This window comes from Bradyrhizobium sp. 154, assembly GCF_023073875.1.
GTDB lineage: Bacteria > Pseudomonadota > Alphaproteobacteria > Rhizobiales > Xanthobacteraceae > Bradyrhizobium.
This window is the reverse complement of sequence record NZ_JADPKG010000103.1, coordinates 1-1,053: the sequence shown is the minus strand read 5'-3', so window position 1 is coordinate 1,053 and position 1,053 is coordinate 1. Positions and strand designations below refer to the sequence as shown.

General features: G+C 59.7%; 2 protein-coding genes. Both read left to right on the top strand.

The genetic code is table 11. From position 1 onward, the window contains the following. On the top strand, nt 1-199 hold a 199-nt coding region (locus IVA92_RS26030; RefSeq protein WP_247275678.1), incomplete at its 5' end, for a hypothetical protein. Continuing rightward, nucleotides 196-1,053, top strand: an 858-nt coding sequence (locus IVA92_RS26025) for an IS110 family transposase (RefSeq protein ID WP_247275679.1), incomplete at its 3' end; no start/stop codon positions are given. The genes IVA92_RS26030 and IVA92_RS26025, both read left to right, overlap by 4 nt.

Genomic DNA, 1,053 nt, shown 5'->3' with positions numbered 1-1,053 from the left:
CGCGCTCTTGTGTCTGGGAAATCTGCCAGAATGTGCAAACGGGCGGTTCTCGCAAAACCGCCCGTTGCTGGATCTGAGCCCGGTCGCGCTCAAAGGCCGTGAGCCTGTCGGGGAGCGAGGGACAGATCCGGTGGTCTTCCTCAACCCGAACAGTTGCATGGGCTTCGAGCCCGGACCGAGCAAGGAAGGGATTGGATGATGGCACAAAACGATCTTGTTGTCGCCGGTATCGACGTGGCCAAGGACAAGGTGGATGTGTGTATTCGATCATTGTCGCAACGGCGGACGTTCGCGAGCACGGCAGAGGGACGGCGAATGCTGATCCGTTGGCTTCGCAAGTACAAGATCACTAAAGCAGCGATGGAAGCGTCCGGCGGCTATGAGCGAGAGTGGGTCAAGGCGCTGCGCGAGGCCGATATCGGAACCCTGATTGTCGATCCGAAGCGGGTGCGCAACTTCGCAAGATCGGCCGGGCAACTTGCCAAGAACGATCCGATCGATGCGGAGATGATTGCCTGGTTCGCCGAGACTTTCATCGAGGCAAGAGGCCAAGCCTATGATGCAGCACGTGAGGAACTGGCGCAGATGGTGACTGCGCGCCAAACTCTGATTGAAGTGCGGACCAGCCTGCATAACAGGGGGGAGCATTCCACACCTGACGTTGTACAGAAAATGCAGAGTCGCCTGCTGAAGCAAATCTCCTTGGAAATTACCAAGCTCGAAGCAGCGATCGCGGCCCTGATCAAGGCCACGCCGCGTTTTGCCGAACTCGCCGAGATCATCGAGAGCGTGCCGGGTCTTGCCGAGGGCACGTCCGCCGGGCTGATCGGGGGGATGCCGGAGCTAGGCCAGATAAGCAACAATGTTGCCGCGGCCTTGCTGGGTGCTGCGCCTTACGACGACGACAGCGGCAAGCGTCGGGGTGTTCGTCATATCCAGGGCGGGCGGCGCAAGGTCCGCAATCTCTTTTACATGGCGTGCATGGGAGCCGCGACACGGCACAACCCGGTACTCAAGGCCTTCTACGATCGCCTGATCGCCAAAGGCAAAGAG